The sequence below is a fragment of the Flavobacterium sp. B330r genome (assembly GCF_056824325.1).
Genome location: NZ_CP124860.1, coordinates 5,220,748 through 5,239,638, shown reverse-complemented (window position 1 = coordinate 5,239,638; position 18,891 = coordinate 5,220,748). Strand labels below are relative to the sequence as shown.

Here is an 18,891-nt window from a genome sequence, read left to right as displayed (position 1 = left end):
AAAAAACAAAAAAATAAAACCAATGTTTTCAAAAAATAAAATACACAACTTCAAATTAAAAACCGCTTTCCTAATGCTGCTTGTAATCTGCATTCAAGCCACAGCACAAACCTCTGCATGGAAACCAGCATCATTTGAAATTGTAAAATCTAATTACAAAACTTTCAAAACTACTCAATACGCTCATGTATTTTCAGGAAGCAAACACAATATCGTTCGTTTAGCTCCAGAATTGCAAGGTTTGACTGGGATTGAACTTCCTTTAGAAAAATATAAAAACGGAACTAACGCTCCATTACAATTAAAATTTAAAGAACCAGTAACTGTTTTAGTTGGTGTTTTTCAAGATAAAAATTCAGAATATCTTCAAGCTGATAAACTTCAAAATGCCAAATTAATTTTAGAAAGTGGGGTTACTATAACAGGTTTACCTCCAGTAAATGTTTATGCGGTTTCTTTCTCCAAAGGAACACAAACATTAAATTTTGGAAAAGGATTATTTGCCTTTTTAGGAGTTGTAAAAGCTTCTGAAAAACTAGAACAAAGAAACGCCAATTTTCCAGACGGAAAACTTTGGAATCCAACTTTTATTGTTGAAGGATTTTCAGATGAAAAACCGCTTTTCGAAATTATCGGCGGAGAAAATAAACCGGTTATTGATGAAGGAATGTCGGGAACAGAAGGAATTCAGGGAGGTTTTGAAGGCGGACGTGTGGTGAAAGTCGGCGATACGTATCATATGTTTCCAACAGAAAGAGCAGGAGAAAAAGGTGTTGATTATTATTATGATCGTGTAAAAACTAAAATTGGACATTGGACAAGTAAAGATGCCATTCACTGGAAAAGAGAATCAACCATTTATCAAGCAAGCGGAACTTATGCCATTACAGAAGATGATAATCCGATGAATGATCGTCGTGCAGCTATTTGGTCTTATATGCCAATTTTTAATGAAAAAGCAAACAAATGGTATGGCTATTATTTGGCATATACTGTTAGTAAAGAAATTGAACCAAATCATTCATTTGGAAGAATCTGGCGTTGTGAATCAACTGTAGAAGGAATCAACGGAATTGGCGGACCGTATAAAGATATGGGAATTATTATGGAACCAGGACTAGATTCTCAGCCTTGGGAAGGACGTCAGGGTGTTGCTTCATTTTTTCCATACCAAGTTGGAGATAAATACTTCGGCTTTTACAGCGGTGCGTATCCTTTCAATTCATGGGCTGATTATCCAAAGAAATCAGGAAAAGGCTGGTTTGTAGCTTTAGCCGAATCTAAAAGTTTAGAAGGGCCTTGGTTAAGAATGAACAAAGGTTTGGAACCAATTAAAACTATGCATCCGCAGTTTGTAGAAAATCCAATCGTGAGTCAATTACCAAACGGAATGTATATCGCTATTTTCGACGGAGGTCCAGATGGCTGGGGGCATCATTTACCGAATATGATTGCGTATTCATTATCAGCAGATGGTGTTAATTGGGCAGAAGCACATTATTTACCAATAGAAACTAAAGTTGATAAATGGTGGGATATTATGAGAACGCCTTTGTGTTTAATCCCAGAAGGAAACGACGTTTACACAATAGTCTATAATGCAATCGATTTGAAAAGAAGATTTCATCCAACAGGAATGGTAAAAGTAAAACTGAATAAAGACGTAATGGATTCTAAATTAAAAGAATTGAAAAAATAAATTAAAGTTTCCCGCAGATTTGGCAGATCAAGCAGATAAAAAAAATCAGCTAAATCTGCAAAATCTGCGAGAGAAACAAAATGAAATCCGTGTTATCAGCGTACCAAAATATAACCAAAAAATGAAAATTAAATATCTACTAATTGCCATTTCAGTACTTGTCCTAACAAGCTGTGCAACTAAATACAAAAAAAGAGAAATTACCGACAGCGTAATGCAGGAGATTTACGAAGAAATCAAAACGCCTTATAAATACGGTTTGGTGATGGTTCCTACTGACAACTCATACAAAATGGATTGTCCGAGTGTATTTAGAAAAGACGGAAAATGGTATATGACCTATTTAATTTACGACGGACGAGGTTACGAAACTTGGTTGGCAGAAAGCGACAATCTTCTGGACTGGAAATATCTAGGAAAAGTAATGTCATTTTCAGAAAACGAAAAACACTGGGATGTCAACCAAAAAGCAGGATATATTTCGTTACAAGATCCAACTTGGGGCGGAAGCTACGAATGGGAGAAATACGATGACAAATACTGGATGAGTTATTTTGGAGGAGACAGTAAAGGTTATGAAGCGGGCGTTTTATCAATCGGGATGGCATATACCAAAGAAGCGCCGACAAAACCACATGAGTTTCAAAGATTAGAAAATCCAGTTTTGACTCCAAAAGACAAAGATACCAAATGGTGGGACAATAGTACGATGTACAAAAACAGTGTGATTCGTGATAAAGATAAAGTGACGGGACACAATTTTATCATGTATTACAATGCCCGTGGCGACAGTATAAATCCTGCTAAAGGTGCTGAGCGCATTGCTATGGCAGTATCAAACGACATGAAAACATGGAAACGTTATGGCGAAAAACCATTAATCAATCACCATAAAGGAATCTCGGGCGATGCCTATATTCAACGTATTAATGATACTTGGGTAATGTTCTATTTTGGAGCTTTTTGGACGGGATGGAATCAAGGTGCATTTAACCGTTTTGCCGTTTCGAACGATTTAGTAAACTGGACGGACTGGAAAGGCGACGATTTAGTTAAATCATCTGAATCTTACGATGATATGTTTGCTCATAAATCATTTGTGGTAAAACATGATGGCGTTGTCTATCATTTTTACTGTGCCGTTAATAAAGCAGAACAAAGAGGAATTGCCATTGCAACGTCTAAAGATTTAGGAAAAAGTAAATTGAATTTTGTGGCACCGCCGGAGAAAAAGAAGAAGAATTAAGTACAAAGTACAAAGTACAAAGTACAAAGAATTAAGATACAGTACGTTTTAAACCTGACAGGTTTAATTACGCAAAAATAAATAAAGACACAGTTTTGTAATTTCGACGAAGGAGAAATCTCCACAAGTAGCTACGCACAGGATGGCTGCCAATCTTTGTAGAATATCGTGCGAAGATTTCTCGTTCCTCGAAATGACAAAAGAACTAAAAATAAAATAATGTTTAAAACCAATCATATTCAGCAATTTTTCAACTTTCGACTTTCGGCTTTCGATTTTTTGACTGTAATTTTACTATTCACACCTTACGCAATAAACGCCCAATCCGTAACAGGAGAACCAGCGGGAATCCCAGAATTGCATAAAAAATACGAATTTGCTCCTTGGGAAGATCCAACGATAACAAGTATCAACAGACAACCATCAAGAGCAACTTCTTATTCATACGCAAGTATAGAAGACGCTTTAAAAGGAGACAGAACCAAAAGCCGAATCCAAATGCTAAACGGCGATTGGGATTTTAAATATGCTGTAAATTTGAAAGAAGCTTCAAAAGATTTCTATAAAAATACCGTTTCAGGTTGGGATAAAATTGAAGTACCTTCGAACTGGGAAATGAAAGGATACGATAATCCAATTTACAAAAGTGCCGTTTATCCGTTTAGACCCATAAATCCGCCTTATATACCTAAAGATTATAACGGAGTCGGTTCGTACCAACGCAGTTTTACCGTTCCAGAAAACTGGAAAGATATGACCGTGACTTTGCATTTCGGAGCCGTAAGTTCAGGTTTTGAAGTTTGGTTAAACGGAGAGTTTTTAGGCTACGGAGAAGATAGTTTTTTACCATCAGAATTTGATATTTCGCCTTATTTAAAAGCAGGAGAAAATGTAGTTTCTGTTCGTGTAATTCGTTGGACAGATGGTTCTTATTTAGAAGATCAGGATCACTGGCGTATGAGCGGAATCCAGCGTGAAGTTTTCATTATGGCCGAGCCGAAACTGCGTATTCAGGATTTCTTTGTTCAGACCAAATTAGACAAACAATACACAGATGCGATTTTTAAACTGCGTCCAAAAGTAGAAAATCTTACAGGTGAAAAAATAAAAGATTATACAATGAATGTTCAATTGTACGATGCCAATAATACGGCAATGTTTAAAGAACCGCTTCAAAGACCTGTGATTGATTTGATTAATGAAAGTTACCCTCGTTTGGATAATGTTCGTTTCGGATTCTTCCAAGAAACCATCAAAAATCCAAAAAAATGGAGTTCAGAGGAGCCGAATTTATACACGATGGTCATTTCTATAAAAGATAAAAACGGCAATGTTACAGAAGCCAAAAGCTGTAAAGTTGGTTTCCGTTCGATTGAATTCTCAAAAGAAAACGGAAAAATGCTCATCAACGGAAAAGAAACTTACGTTTATGGCGTAAATCGTCATGATCATCATCCAACAAGAGGAAAAGCGGTTACGAGAGAAGATATCAAACAAGATATTACCACGATTAAAAAGTTTAATTTCAACTTTATACGTACAAGTCATTATCCAAATGATCCTTATTTCTACGAATTATGCGATCAATACGGTATCATGGTAATGGATGAAGCCAATCAGGAAACACACGGAATCGGAGGGAAACTAAGCAACGATCCGCTTTGGACAAATGCTTATATGGAACGAATGATTCGAATGGTTGAAAGAGACAAAAACCATCCATCGGTTGTCATGTGGAGTTTGGGTAACGAAGGCGGAAAAGGACCAAATCATGCTGCAATGTCGGGCTGGGTTCACGATTTCGATATCACACGTCCAGTTCATTATGAACCAGCACAGGGAAATGCCAAATTAGACGGATATATTGATCCGCTTGATCCAGGATATCCAAAAACAATCGATCACGCTTATAGATTCGAAAATCCGCAGGATGATTCGTATGTCGATATGGTCAGCCGTTTTTATCCAGGCGTTTTCACTCCTAAATTTTTAGTCGATCAAAAGAAAGATACTCGTCCGATTATTTTCGTAGAATATTCTCATGCGATGGGAAATTCGGTCGGAAATTTAAAAGAATTATGGGATGAATTCCGTTCGCTTCCAAGAGTTATAGGCGGTTGTATTTGGGAATTTAAAGATCAGGGAATTGTAAAATTTGATTCCAGATCTGGTCAGAATTATTTTGCGCACGGAGGAGATTTTGGCGAGAAATACCACGACGGAAACTTTAATACAAAAGGAATTGTAGATTCTAACGGAAAACCAAAAGGATCTATTTTTGAAAACAAATGGGTATATCAGCCAGCTATTTCGACTTTAAACGGAAGTCAATTAGAAATTAAAAATCGTCAGTCGGTTAAATCATTAGAAGGTTATATTCCGGTTTTAAAAGTGTTGGAAAACGGAAACGTAATCAAAACTCAGATTTTAAAACCATTAAAAGTAGCAGCAGGACAATCAACAACCTTAGATATCAGTTCTTATCTTCCAAAAATGAAAGCTGATGCCGAATATATTTTAAATATAGAATTCCAGCTTTCAAAGGATGAATTATGGGCTTCAAAAGGTTACGCTGTCGCGGAAGATCAGTTTGTATTGAAAAAGAAAGAAGCCGTTTCTCCAGAATCTAAAAAAGAAACCCTAAACGTTTCTGAATCAGATTCAGATTTCAAAATCAAAGGAAAAACTTTTGATATTACAATTGGAAAAACAAACGGAGCTTTGAGTTCTTATATTTTTAATGGAGAAGAGCAGGTTTTTGCACCGCTATTGCCAAACTTCGTAAGACCGCTTACAGATAACGATAAACGTGGATGGAAATCGCAAAAGTTATTGAAACAATGGTATAAAGCAAAACCAAAATTGGTTAACATTTCAATTGATAAATCAGCTTCTGAAGTTAAAATAACAAGCGATTACGAAGTTATAAAAGATAGTGCGAGCGTAAAAGTGATCTATAATATTTTACCAAACGGATTAATAAAAGTAGATTACAGTTTAAAAGCATCAAACAAATTACCAAACATTCCAAAAATCGGAATGCAGATGGGAGTTCAAAGAAAATTCGATCAGATTTCATGGTACGGAAAAGGAGAATTGGAAAATTACAGCGATAGAAGTTTTGGTTCATTTGTTGGTAAATATTCACTTCCAATAAATGATTTTATCGAACATTATCCAAAACCACAGGAAAACGGAAACAGATGCGATGTCAGATGGATGGCGCTAAGCACTCCGCAGAAAAACAACGGATTTTTAGTAGTAAACGATACCAAAGTTCTAAGTATTAGCGCATGGCCGTACACACAGGAAAATCTAAGTGCATCAGGACATACATATGATTTGAAAGATCCAGGATTTTTGACGGTAAACATCGATTTAATCCAAATGGGAGTGGGAGGAAATGATAGTTGGACGATTGTTGCACAGCCATTAGAACAATATCAGATTAAGTCTGGAAATTATGAGTATAGTTTTTATTTGATGCCTTTTAACGGTTCAAAAAATCAATTGGAAAATAGTTTGAAGAAGTTTAAATATTAGTAATTGAGAATTTAGAATTAAAAAGGAATCTGCTAAATCAGCCAAATCTGCGAGAGTAAATTTTTCCCGCAGATTTTGTAGATTTTGCAGATTTGTAAAATCAATTAGAAGTTAAAGATACAGTTTGTCATTTCGACGAAAGGAGAAATGACAAAACAAACGAATAAAAACCTGTCGGGTTTACAAACGAAAATAAAACAGTAAAAATGTTTCAAAAAAAACACCTCTTTTTTATGCTCCTTTTAGCAAGCATTGTCTCTGCACAGGAAGTCTATAAAAAAGAAACCACTTTTCAGCCAACATTAGAATCCTCAAGACCTTGGGTGTATTGGTATTGGATGAAATCAGCATATTCTAAAGTTGGAATTACAGCCGATTTAGAAGCCATGAAACAAGCCGGAATTGCGGGCGCTTATTTAATGACGATTAAAGGACCAGCCAATCCGCCATTGATAGATCCGCCAGTTTTACAGTTGTCGCCTGAATTTTGGGATATGATTCATTGGGCTTTCAAAGAAGCGAATCGTTTAGGTTTGAAATTGGCTTTTCACGGAGCAGACGGATTTGCCGTTGCTGGCGGGCCTTGGATTACACCAGAAATGTCAATGCAGAAAGTTGTTTGGTCTTCAACTGAAATTTTAGGTGGAAAGAAAGTTGCGCTAAAATTGCCAGTTCCAGAACACTATAAAGATTATTATAAAGACATTGCCACTTTTGCTATTCCGATAAAAGAATACCAAATTACTTCGCAGATGCAACTGCCAAAAGTGACCACATCAAACAATACCGATGCTTCTTTTTTAGTTGATCCTAAAAAGGACGAAAACTTCAAGTTTGCCGATGCAGGTTGGATTCAGTACGAATTTGCACAGCCTTTTACCTGCAAATCTATTGTAATAGAAACCAAAGGAAGAGATTTTCAAGCACAACGTCTGATTGTGGAAGTGAGTGATAATGGAATCAATTTTAGATTCCATGAAAGATTGATTGCACCACGCCACGGCTGGCAAGACATGGATTTCCCAAATACGCATACGATTACGCCAGTTACAGCAAAATATTTCAGATTCGTTTATGATCCAAAAGGAACAGAACCTGGAGCAGAAGATTTGGATTTTGCGAAGTGGAAACAGAATCTGAAAGTCAGTAAAATTATACTTTCGAATCAATCGTTGATTAATAATTACGAAGGAAAATCTGGAGCAATTTGGCGTTTGACTCCGCAGACTACTGAAAAAGAAATTCCAAGTTCTGACGCATTTAAAAAATCAGAAATTATCAATATTTCGAATTTTGTTGATGCTGATGGAAACTTGAATTGGAAAGCGCCAAAAGGTAAATGGAAAATTATCCGAATGGGACACACTTCGACTGGACATGAAAATGCAACTGGCGGAGCAGGAAAAGGATTGGAAGTAGATAAATTTAATCCGGAATTAATCCGTTTTCAGTTAGATCATTGGTTTGGAGAAGCAGTTCGTTCGGCTGGTCCAGAATTGGCTTCAAAAGTTTTAGAAATTCTGCATTTTGATAGCTGGGAATGTGGAAGCCAAAACTGGTCTTCGGTTTTTCAGGCTGAATTTAAAAAGAGACGTGGCTACGATCTTGTAGATTATCTTCCAGTTATGGCGGGAATTCCGATAGAAAATGCCGATTTTTCAGAGAAAGTTTTATACGATGTTAGAAAAACAATTGCCGATTTAGTAGCCGATAATTTCTACAGAACTGTCGCTCAAATTGCCAAAGAATACAACGTCAAGTTAAGTTCTGAAAACGTTGCGCCAACCATGATGAGTGATGCTTTGTTGCATTATAAATATGTCGATTACCCTGGTGGAGAATTTTGGTTGAAAAGCCCAACACACGATAAACCTTTTGATATGGTAGATGCCATTTCGGGCGGACATATTTATGGAAAAGATATTATTCAGGCAGAATCTTTTACTGCTTTGCGAATGGATTGGGACGAACATCCCGGAAATCTAAAAACAACTGCCGACCGCAATTACGCTTTAGGAATTAACCGTTTATTCTATCACGTTTTTGTCCATAATCCTTGGACGGATAGAAAACCGGGAATGACTTTAGACGATATCGGAACTTTTTTCCAAAGAGATCAAACGTGGTGGAAACCCGGAAAAGCGTGGTTTGACTATTGTCAAAGAGTACAGTTTCAATTGCAAAAAGGAAAACCTGTAATTGATTTGGCGGTTTTTATTGGCGAAGATTTTCCTTCCCGTTCTTTTGTGCCGGATCGTTTGGTGCCTTTTATTCCGAATGTTTTCGGAAAAGAAAGATTGGAAAGCGAGAAAATCCGTTTAGAAAATGAAGGTCAGCCAACGGCAAAAATGCCAAAAGAAGTGACCTATTCTAAAAATATCACCGATTTATCACAATGGATTAATCCGCTAAATGGTTATCAATACGATTCTTTTAATGCTGATGTTTTAATTAATAGAGCGAAAGTGGTAAACGGAAAAATCTCATTTGAAGGCGGAATTGAATATGGAGCTTTATTCTTCCCAGGAATTCACAAAATGGCACCAAATAAGATTTTATCTTTGGCTTCCGCCGAAAAAATCCTGCAATTGCTAAAAGATGGAGCAACCATTTTTGTGGACGAAAAACCGAACCTTCTGTCGGGAATTCAGTCAGAACCCGATCAAAAGAAATGGCAGAATGTAATTGATGAAATCTGGAATAATGCCAATTCATCAACATGGAAAATTGGAAAAGGTACGGTTGTCAAATTGCCATATTTAGGAAATGATTTTGCTTCCATCGGAATTACTCAAGATGTTTATTTTCCAAATTTAAATAGAGCTGATTCTGAAACATTAGCTTGGGCACATCGCAAATCAGAAAGTGAAGATTTATATTTCCTTTCGAATCAAAAGAATGAAAAAAGAGTATTTGATGCATCTTTCAGAATTTCAGGAAAAGTGCCACAATGGTATAATCCTGTGACAGATCAAACTTCGGCTTTAGCCAATTGGGAAATAGAAAACGGAAGAACTATAGCTTCTATAACTTTAGATTCAAACGAATCTGGTTTTGTGATTTTTAAAGAGGAAACCAATGAAGTTTTAGCAAAAGGAAAATCTTCTGAATTTGAAAAAGTTCAGACTTTAGATGAAAATTGGGAATTACAATTTGATACAGAATTTAAAGGTCCGAAAGAAGTCGTGAAAACCAATAAACTTTTTGACTGGAGCACTTCTGAAAATGATCAGATTAAGTATTATTCAGGAACTGTTATTTACAAAAAAGAGTTTATCTGGAAAGGAAAAGATAGCAATAAAACTTGGTTGGATTTAGGCGAAATGGCCAATATTGCCGAAATCAGAATCAACGGAAAAGATTGCGGAACGCTTTGGACTTTACCTTTCAAAATAGATATTTCAAAAGCTTTACAAAAAGGAAAAAATTCAATAGAAATTAAAGTCACAAATACTTGGGCAAATAGATTAATTGGCGATCAAAAATTGTCAAAAGAAGAGCGATTGACATGGACAACAGCGCCATTTCGTCTGGAAGGAGAGCCTTTGTTGAAAGCGGGATTATTTGGGCCGGTTATGATTTTGAAAGAGAAAAATAAATAAAAATTTAGCCACAGATTAAAATGATTATTTGGATTGTCACCCTGAGCGAAGTCGAAGGGCGTTTCAATTGTAATCGGGCTTCGGCTTCGCTCAGCCTGACATAACTAAAACTAATAATCCTTTTTAATCCTCTAATCTGTGGCAATAAAAAATAAATCAAAATGAAAAAATCAATTATTGCGTTATTAACGATTTTAGCAAGTTTTCAAATCAATGCAAAAATCAAATTACCAGCTTTGTTTACTGATAACATGATGTTGCAGCAAAAATCCAACGCACCCATTTGGGGCTGGGCAGAAAAGAACGCCAATGTGGTAATCAAAACTTCTTGGGATTCTAAAACCTACAAGGTAAAAGCAGACATTTCAGGAAAATGGAAATCAGAATTACAGACTTCTTCTTTTGGTGGCCCATACACGATTGAAGTTTTAGAAGGAAATGAAAAAGTAACCATCAAAAATGTTTTGTTGGGCGAAGTTTGGCTTTGTTCTGGACAATCCAATATGGAAATGCCATTGAAAGGATTTCAGGGACAACCTGTTAAAAATGGAAACGAAATTATTGTAAGATCAACCAATAAAAATATCCGTTTAATCACGATTCCAAGAGCGACAGTTTTAGAACCATTGCAAGATTTTGAAGGAAAATGGGAAGAAGCTTCTCCAAAATCGACATCCAATTTTAGTGCAACGGCTTGGTATTTTGGTTCGCTTTTACAGGAAGTTTTAAACGTTCCTGTGGGATTAATTCATGTTTCTTACGGAGGTTCGAGCATGGAAGCGTGGATGAATCAGGAAATGCTGAAAGATTTTGCGAGCGCTAAAATTCCGACTACAAAAGAAGAATTGGCAAAAGACCCAAATCGTGTTCCGACGACTTTGTTTAACGGAATGCTTTCGCCTGTAATTGGTTACGGAATCAAAGGTTGTATCTGGTATCAGGGAGAATCGAATTACGAAAGAGCTTCTGAATATACGGCTTTAATGAAGAAAATGGTAAGCAGTTGGAGAACGTTATGGAATCAAGGTGATTTTCCTTTTTATTTCGCTCAGATTGCGCCGTTTAATTATGCTTCATTTCATCCAAAAGATTATTTAGAAAAATACAATTCGGCTTATTTGAGAGAAGCACAGTTTAAGGCTTCAAAGGAAATTCCAAATTCAGGAATGGCTGTTTTAATGGATGTTGGAGAAGAAAACAACATTCATCCAATGGATAAAGAAAAAGGCGGAAACCGTTTGGCTTTTCAAGCTTTGGGAAGAACGTACGGAATTGAAGGTTTTGAATTCGAAAGTCCGAAATACAAATCAATGGAAATAAAAGATGGCTCTGTTACGGTTTCTTTTGATGATGTTGCCAACGGAATCACCTCTTATGATAAAGAAGTTTTAGGTTTTGAAATAGCAGGAAAAGATAAAGTTTTTTATCCCGCAAAAACGGTTGTAAGAAGAAAATCAGTGGTTCTGACTTCAGATAAAGTTAAGAATCCAGTTTCAGTTCGATATTTATGGAAAGATTTCGCGAAAGCGGAATTGTTTAGCGCAGGCGGTTTGCCGGTTTCTTCGTTTAGAACAGACGAATGGTAATTATGAATTGTGAATTGTGAATTCAAACGTAGTTTGTCATTCTGAGAAACGAAGAATCACACTCGTAAATCGACAAAGATTTAAGACATTCTATGCGAAGTTTCTAGTGTGATTCTTCGTTCCTCAGAATGACAAGTAAGACTAAAAAAAAACAGATAAAATTGAAATACATAAAATACATACTTCTCTTCACCACGCTTTGCCTCAAAGCGCAAATCCCTGTGCTCGATAATTATAATCAAATTTGGACAACGCAGAGTAATAATTCATCAGAATCTATGCCTTTAGGAGGCGGTGATATTGGTATGAATGTTTGGGTAGAGAAAGGGGATTTGTATTTTTATTTTTCAAGAAGCGGCACTTTTGATGAACATAATACTTTATTGAAATTAGGACGTGTAAAAGTGACTTTAAGTCCGAATCCGTTTGAGGGAAAAGAAAGCTTTCGCCAGGAATTGAAACTGAAAGACGGTTATGTTTTAGTTGGGCAGAATGACACTAAAATAAAACTTTGGGTGGACGTTTTTAAACCGATTATTCATTTTGATTTAGAAAGTAAAAATGCGTTGAAAATGACGGCTTCTTATGAAAGCTGGCGTTATCAAAATCGTTATCCGAAAGGAAAAGAAAATAATGCCAATTCTTATAAATGGGCGCCTCAAGGAGAACTAATTACTTATAAAGATTCTATTTCGTTTGAAAATAACGGAGTTAAATTCTATCATAGAAACAGAGAAAATACGGTTTTTGATGTAGCGGTTAAACAGCAGAAAATGGAATCGGTTAAAGCCCAAATGTTGAACCCGATTGCGAATCTGACTTTCGGCGGATTTATGAAAGGCGAAAATTTAAAACCAAACGGAACTTACTTAGGTAAATACCAGTCAACTGATTTTAAAGGTTTTAATTTATCAAGCATAAAACCATCGAAAAAACATTCTTTAGAAATTTATTTAAACACGAACCAATCTGATTTTTCTACTTGGGATAATGGATTAAAAAGTTTGATTTCTCAAAATAAAAACACAGCAAAACAAGCTGAAAAAAACACTCAAAAATGGTGGAATAATTTCTGGAACCGCAGTTTTATTTTTATTCAAAAAAATCGATCGACTGCGAAAGATTCGGTTTATCAAATTGGACAGAATTATCAATTGTTCAGATACATGCTTGGATGCAATGCGTACGGGAAATATCCAACGAAATTCAATGGCGGACTTTTTACGGTTGATCCTGTTTACACGAATAAAGACCTGAATTTTACGCCTGATTTTAGAAATTGGGGTGGAGGAACGATGACGGCTCAAAATCAGCGATTGGTTTATTTTCCGATGGTGAAAAGCGGTGATTTTGATATGATGAAATCACAATTGAATTATTACGTTAGTCTTCAAAAAAATGCTGAATTGCGTAGTAAAGTCTATTGGAAACATAACGGTGCATCATTCACAGAACAATTAGAAAATTTCGGACTCCCAAATCCAGCAGAATACGAATGGAAACGTCCCACAGATTACGATCCAGGAATGGAATACAATGCTTGGTTGGAATACGAATGGGACACGGTTTTGGAGTTTTGCCAGATGATGTTGCAACAGAAAGAATATGCTGGAGAAGATATTCAGAAATACAATCAATTCATCATTAGCTGTCTTCGTTTTTTTGATGAACATTATCAATACTTAGCAAAACAGCGAGGCAGAAAAGCTTTAGATGGAAACGGAAAATTAGTTCTTTTTCCAGGTTCAGCTGCTGAAACTTATAAAATGACCAATAATTCGAATAGCACGATTTCGGCTTTGCAAGTTATTACAGAAAACCTTTTAAACCTTTCAGGAAATCAGTTGTCAAAAGAAGACGTTGAATATTTAAAAGCATTTCAAACGAGAATTCCGCCTTTAAATTTCGGGCAAATCGAAAATCACAAAGTTTTACTTCCTGCCAAAACATGGGAAAGAGTAAATAATTCTGAAGTTCCGCAATTGTATCCCGTTTATCCGTGGGGAATTTGCGGTGTTGGGAAACCAGATTTAGAAACAGCTTTAAATACATGGAAATACGATTCTGATGCTTTAAAATTCAGAAGTCATATTGGATGGAAACAAGACAATATTTTTTCGGCTCGTTTAGGATTAACCGAAGAAGCAGCAAAATATAATACGCTAAAAATGGCCAATTCAGAAAGACGTTTTCCAGCTTTTTGGGGTCCTGGATTTGACTGGGTTCCAGATCATAATTGGGGCGGATCGGGAATGATTGGTATGCAGGAAATGCTTTTGCAGGAAGCAAACGGGAAAATCTATCTTTTTCCAGCATGGCCAAAAGATTGGAACGTTCACTTTAAATTACACGCGAAACAAAATACAACAATTGAAGCCGAACTTTTAAATGGAGAATTGAAGGTTTTAAAAGTAATTCCAAAAGAAAGAGAAAAAGACATTATAAATCTGTTAGGAAAATCTGAAGCAGAGAAAACGAAATTAAACTAACTATTACCAAGCAAAAATGATAAAGAAATTAATAAGCGGTGCTGTTTTGTCCATGCTTTTGACCACAAATGGGCAGGCACAATCAGTCGCAAATACTGATAAACAAATTGTAAAAGTGGACTTTGATTTTTTTCAAAGAAGACTAGAAGAAGTTCATGATCCGAGTTATGATTCGTGGGTAATTAATGAAGGAAAAGAAGCCGAAAAATCATTTAATAATGTGTCTTTTAAGTTAAAAGGAAATTTTACTTCAAAATGGTACAAAGTCGGAATGAGTGCTCCACATTACAATAGATTAGGAAGTGACGGTTTGGTTACGTCCGAAAATTTGGAATTGAAAATCAGCGGATTGAAAGCGGGAAAACATACGCTTTTGACATTTCATAACGCCTTTGATGTGATTACAGGAAAAACTTTTTCTCCAATCAAAATCTACGTAAACGGAAAACTTCAGGAAACGGTAAATGCGAGTCAGAGAGCCAATGCTAAAATTGATGCGTCGATGGCGTATATTACTTTTAATGCTGAGAAAGGTAAGGATGTAATCGTTCGTTTTGAAATCGATCCAACTTCTAATCCAGATATTGTAAAACAAATTGTGATTAATGGTTTTGAAATTGATACGCCAAATTTAATGAATCAGGCCAGAACTCCTGAACCAAAAAACAGAGACGAACATGTTGAAGTGGGTAAAACTTTAACCTTAAAATGGGACGCTGTAAAAAACGTAGCATCTCATAAGATATATTTCGGTGAAGATAAAAACGCGGTAGAAAACGCAACTGAATCTTCAAAAGAATTTAAAGGAAAACTGACGGAGAAATCGTTTACAGTTTCTGATTTATATTCAGGAACAACTTATTACTGGAGAGTCGATGAAGTGGATAATAATGGCGAAGTGACATTAGGAAATGTATGGTCGTTTAAACCTGCTCAATTGGCATTTCCGGGAGCTGAAGGTTATGGACGTTACGCTGTTGGAGGGCGCGGCGGAAAAGTAATCGAAGTAACCAATTTAAATGACGATGGTCCGGGAAGTTTGCGTGATGCGATTAATCAGGAAATTGGACCAAGAACGATTGTTTTTACTGTTTCGGGAAATATAAAACTGGAATCGAGATTAGTGGCAAATCAGCCCTATATCACTATTGCGGGACAAACAGCTCCGGGTGAAGGAATCACAATCAGCAGAGCGCCAATTGGATTAACAGGAAATGATGGTGTAATTCGATTTTTAAAAGTAAGAATTGGTGGCGGAACTACTTTTGACGGAATGGGATTAACGGGAGCAGATTACAGTATTATTGATCACTGCTCTATTAGCTGGACAATCGATGAATCGTTTAGTTCGCGTGGTGCACATCATATTTCGTTGCAAAGAACTTTAATTTCTGAAGCTTTGAACGTTGCTGGGCATGATAAATATCCAACTGGTAAAATGCACGGATTTGCCGCTACAATTGGCGGTGACATTGGAAGTTTTCATCACAATTTATTGGCTCATAATTACGGAAGAAACTGGAGTATTGGCGGTGGTTTAAATGGAGATGGTTATTATACAGGAAGATTGGATATTACCAATAATGTGGTGTACAACTGGGGACAAAGAACTACAGACGGAGGCGCAAACGAAGTGAATTTTGTAAACAATTATTACAAACCAGGCGCTTCAACTAAAATATTTGTCGCATTAAATGCGCAGCACGAAGGTGTTGGGAAAGGAATGCAGCGTTATTATTTTAACGGAAATATTATGCCAGGGTACTTTGATGAAAAATCTCAGGATAAAGGCAGAAAATTTACTATAAGTCATAATGAAAAAGTAGAATATGAAACTTTCGTAGATAAACCATTTTTTCCTTCTTACGTAGAAACGCAATCAGCGAAAGCAGCTTATAAAAATGTGCTTTCAGATGTTGGAGCAAATCAACCGTTTTTTGATAAACACGATAACAGAATTGTAGAAGAAACTTTAAAAGGAACTTTTACTTACAAAGGAAGCAAAAGCGGTTTAGGCGGAATGATTGATAATGAGCAAGATGCTGGAGGATGGCCAAATTTTGTATCAGAAACTCGTCCAGCAGATTGGGATACAGATCATGACGGTTTGCCAAATTGGTGGGAAAAAGCTTTTGGTTTAAATGAAAATTCACCAGCAGGAGATTTTTCAGATGCTAATCAGGATACAGATAAAGACGGATTTACTCAATTGGATAATTATTTAGATTGGCTGGCTCAACCTCATTATTTTATCAATTTAAAAGAGAAAAAAACTTTAAATGCCGCAGATTATTTCAAAGGATACGAAAATAAACCCGTATATACGTTCTCGGATCTTAAAAATGGAAAAGTGGTTTTAAAAGGAAAAGAAATTCAGTTTACAACCGTTGAAAAAGGATTCGCTTCTTTCGTTCTAACAGTAAAAGATGCAGACGGAGATTCAATGAGCAGAACTATTAATTTCTTTATTAAATAAAAAAAGGTTTCACGCAGATTTTGGCTGATTTAGGCAGATCTGCGCAGATTTTTTTAAAGAATAAAAATCAATAAATATCTGCTAAAATCTGCTAAATCTGCGAGAAAAATTTAAACTCTCGCAGATTTAGCAGATCCAGCAGATTAAATTTATATCAAAATGAAAAAAAACATCATCATATCCTCTTTATTTCTTTCAACCGTAATCTTTGCGCAGAACAAAGGTTTGGTTGCGAATTCAGAAAGCCCGTATTCGAAACTGCAAAGTGTAGGCCTTCAAGATGTAAAATGGACAAACGGTTTCTGGAAAGAACAATTTGATGTAGAAACCAAAAACACATTGCCATATATGTGGGATTTGTATCATAACGATGAGATTTCGCATGCTTACAAAAACTTCGAAATTGCAGCAGGTTTAAGCAAAGGAACTTTTAAAGGGCCTTCATTTCATGATGGTGATTTCTACAAGATTTTTGAAGGAATGGCGGCAACGTATGCCGTAATAAAAGATAAAAAACTAGATGCAGAAATGGATAAGGCCATTGCGCTTTTCGCGAAAGTACAGCGCAAAGACGGTTATATTCACACGCCTGTTTTAATCGATGAACGCTGGGGAACTTTAGGGCCAGAAGAAGTAAAAAAACAATTGGGTTTTGAGAAATACAATATGGGACATTTAATGACTGCAGCTTGTATTCATTATCGCGCGACAGGAAAAACAAATTTTCTGAATATTGCAAAAGGTGTTGCCGATTTCTTGTATGATTTCTACAAAAAAGCTTCGCCAGAATTGGCTCGAAATGCAATTTGTCCATCTCATTATATGGGAATTGTTGAAATGTACAGAACGACTAAAAATCCGAAATACTTAGAATTAGCCAATAATCTAATAGATATTCGCGGAACTACAAATGACGGAACCGATGATAATCAGGATCGAATTCCGTTTAGACAGCAGACAACCGCAATGGGTCATGCCGTAAGAGCGAATTACCTTTATGCCGGTGTTGCCGATTTGTATGCAGAAACGGGAGAAAAGAAATTACTAGATAATTTAGAATCGATTTGGGATGATGTAACGTATCGTAAAATGTACATCACTGGTGGCTGTGGTTCTTTATATGATGGAGTTTCGCCGGATGGAACTTCTTATGATCCAACAGTAGTGCAGAAAATTCACCAAGCGTACGGAAGACCTTTTCAATTGCCAAATGCAACAGCGCATACTGAAACCTGTGCCAATATTGGAAATGTGCTATGGAACTGGAGAATGCTTCAAATTACGGGAGATGCCAAATATGCTGACATTGTTGAATTAGCATTATATAATAGCGTGCTTTCGGGAATGGATTTAGAAGGAGAAAAATTCTTGTATAATAATCCGCTGAATGTTTCTAACGATTTACCGTTTCACCAAAGATGGGGTAATGAACGTGAAGGTTATATCGCATTATCAAACTGTTGCGCGCCAAACGTAACCAGAACTATTGCCGAAGTTGGAAATTACGCTTACAATATTTCAAAAGAAGGCTTGTATGTAAATTTATACGGAAGTAATGAATTGAAAACAAAATCTTTAAACGGAGAAGAAATCGAAATTGAACAGCAAACCAATTATCCTTGGGACGGAAAAATAACGCTGAAAATTGTAAAAGCACCAAAAGATTTACAGACTTTTTTTTTAAGGATTCCGGGTTGGAGTCAGAATGCTTCGGTTTCTGTGAACAATGCAAAGATTACTGATAAAATTGTTTCCGGAACTTATTTGAAATTAAATCAAAAATGGAAAAAAGGAGATGTGATAGAATTGAATCTTCCAATGCCAGTAGAATTAATGGAAGCAAATCCGTTGGTTGAAGAAGTTAAAAATCAGGTTGCTGTAAAAAGAGGACCTTTGGTTTATTGTTTAGAATCAGATCAGCTTCCTGCGAAAATAAGCGTAAATGATGTGGCTTTGAATTTAAAATCGAAATTTACGACTAACAATTTCATTTTGAATAATAGAAATTTAGTAAGCATTGATGCAGAAGCAGTTATAAATTCGAATAATTCTTGGAATAAAACGTTGTATAAACCGCTTTCTTCTAAAAATGCAGATGCTGTACAAGTAAAATTGATTCCGTATTTTGCATGGGGAAATAAAGGAAAAGGTGAAATGACGGTTTGGATGTCGCATTAATTTTTGGACGCGGATGAAACGGATTGCCCTTGGCAAAACGCGGATTAAAGCGGATTTTAACCCAACAGTTTG

General features: G+C 36.1%; 8 protein-coding genes. All 8 read left to right on the top strand.

What is annotated here, in order from left to right:
- Positions 1-22 precede the first annotated feature (22 nt).
- The 8 genes from QLQ95_RS23030 (at position 23) to QLQ95_RS22995 (ending at position 18,819) form a co-directional block, all read left to right on the top strand.
- On the top strand, positions 23-1,699 hold the full coding sequence (locus QLQ95_RS23030; protein WP_320493802.1) for a hypothetical protein: 1,677 nt from the start codon (positions 23-25) through the stop codon (positions 1,697-1,699).
- A gap of 121 nt (positions 1,700-1,820) precedes the next feature.
- The gene (locus QLQ95_RS23025; protein ID WP_320493803.1) at positions 1,821-2,945 is read left to right on the top strand and encodes a glycoside hydrolase family protein; all 1,125 of its coding nucleotides are present in this window, start codon (positions 1,821-1,823) and stop codon (positions 2,943-2,945) included.
- A gap of 219 nt (positions 2,946-3,164) precedes the next feature.
- Positions 3,165-6,488: a glycoside hydrolase family 2 TIM barrel-domain containing protein gene (locus QLQ95_RS23020; protein WP_482501894.1), complete on the top strand. Its 3,324-nt coding sequence runs from the start codon at positions 3,165-3,167 to the stop codon at positions 6,486-6,488.
- A gap of 233 nt (positions 6,489-6,721) precedes the next feature.
- Positions 6,722-10,090, top strand: coding sequence for a glycosyl hydrolase (locus QLQ95_RS23015; RefSeq protein ID WP_482501893.1), 3,369 nt, complete (start codon positions 6,722-6,724; stop codon positions 10,088-10,090).
- 161 nt (positions 10,091-10,251) lie between these two features.
- On the top strand, positions 10,252-11,676 hold the full coding sequence (locus tag QLQ95_RS23010) for a sialate O-acetylesterase (protein WP_482501892.1): 1,425 nt from the start codon (positions 10,252-10,254) through the stop codon (positions 11,674-11,676).
- A gap of 221 nt (positions 11,677-11,897) precedes the next feature.
- Positions 11,898-14,165 carry a DUF5703 domain-containing protein gene (locus tag QLQ95_RS23005; RefSeq protein ID WP_482501891.1) on the top strand — a complete coding sequence of 756 codons (2,268 nt, stop codon included), beginning with the start codon at positions 11,898-11,900 and terminating at the stop codon, positions 14,163-14,165.
- Between the two features lie 16 nt (positions 14,166-14,181).
- On the top strand, positions 14,182-16,641 hold the full coding sequence (locus QLQ95_RS23000; RefSeq protein WP_482501890.1) for a pectate lyase family protein: 2,460 nt from the start codon (positions 14,182-14,184) through the stop codon (positions 16,639-16,641).
- A gap of 159 nt (positions 16,642-16,800) precedes the next feature.
- On the top strand, positions 16,801-18,819 hold the full coding sequence (locus tag QLQ95_RS22995) for an aceric acid hydrolase (protein WP_482501889.1): 2,019 nt from the start codon (positions 16,801-16,803) through the stop codon (positions 18,817-18,819).
- The last annotated feature ends 72 nt before the right edge of the window (positions 18,820-18,891 follow it).

What these genes read in the sequence shown, in the direction of transcription:
- QLQ95_RS23025 (WP_320493803.1), top strand. Translation starts at nt 1,821, where the DNA reads ATGAAAATTAAATATCTACTAATTGCCATTTCAGTACTTGTCCTAACA.
- QLQ95_RS23030 (WP_320493802.1), top strand. Translation starts at nt 23, where the DNA reads ATGTTTTCAAAAAATAAAATACACAACTTCAAATTAAAAACCGCTTTC.
- QLQ95_RS23020 (WP_482501894.1), top strand. Translation starts at nt 3,165, where the DNA reads ATGTTTAAAACCAATCATATTCAGCAATTTTTCAACTTTCGACTTTCG.
- QLQ95_RS23015 (WP_482501893.1), top strand. Translation starts at nt 6,722, where the DNA reads ATGCTCCTTTTAGCAAGCATTGTCTCTGCACAGGAAGTCTATAAAAAA.
- QLQ95_RS23000 (WP_482501890.1), top strand. Translation starts at nt 14,182, where the DNA reads ATGATAAAGAAATTAATAAGCGGTGCTGTTTTGTCCATGCTTTTGACC.
- QLQ95_RS22995 (WP_482501889.1), top strand. Translation starts at nt 16,801, where the DNA reads ATGAAAAAAAACATCATCATATCCTCTTTATTTCTTTCAACCGTAATC.
- QLQ95_RS23010 (WP_482501892.1), top strand. Translation starts at nt 10,252, where the DNA reads ATGAAAAAATCAATTATTGCGTTATTAACGATTTTAGCAAGTTTTCAA.